The 435-nt window shown below is 52.2% G+C and carries 1 protein-coding gene; it reads right to left on the bottom strand.

The annotated features are described in order from the left end of the window. The coding region (locus tag E1189_RS23430) for a hypothetical protein (RefSeq protein WP_230460105.1) at positions 1-435 on the bottom strand (435 nt) is incomplete at both ends.

Genomic DNA, 435 nt, shown 5'->3' with positions numbered 1-435 from the left:
CTCAACGTCCATTAATTCCTGGAAGTAACGGATGCTTAAACATAAACAGACTTCAGGCCCTGAAAACAACTGTTTATCGAGTTGCAGCCCATCAAACTGCTCCCATGCTCCCGTATCAATGAAAATGGCTGCGAGACTCAGTTCGATATCCTTGTCCCCACTGAGAGGGGTTGCCTTCCCACTGGCCGCCTGAGTGCGCAGTCGGACAAAGATGTCCAAGGCTGCTTTCAGGTTGTCTGCGTCACCCATGATCTGGAGGTTTCTGCCCAGAGCCAGTTCAATATCCTTATCATCACAGGGGGTGTTCGTTCTATCCTTGTCATCACAGGGGGTGTTTACCTTCCCCCCGGCCGCCCGGGTGCGCAGCTGAGTAAAAATACCCAGGGCCGTTCTCAGGTTGTCTGTGCCCCCAATTCTCTGAAACAATCTGCCCAT

The sequence above is a fragment of the Parendozoicomonas verongulae genome, assembly GCF_009711465.1.
GTDB classification, from domain to species: Bacteria; Pseudomonadota; Gammaproteobacteria; order Pseudomonadales; family Endozoicomonadaceae; genus Sansalvadorimonas; species Sansalvadorimonas verongulae.
The sequence above is the reverse complement of the archived record's forward strand: the minus strand, read 5'-3'. Positions and strand labels throughout refer to the sequence as shown.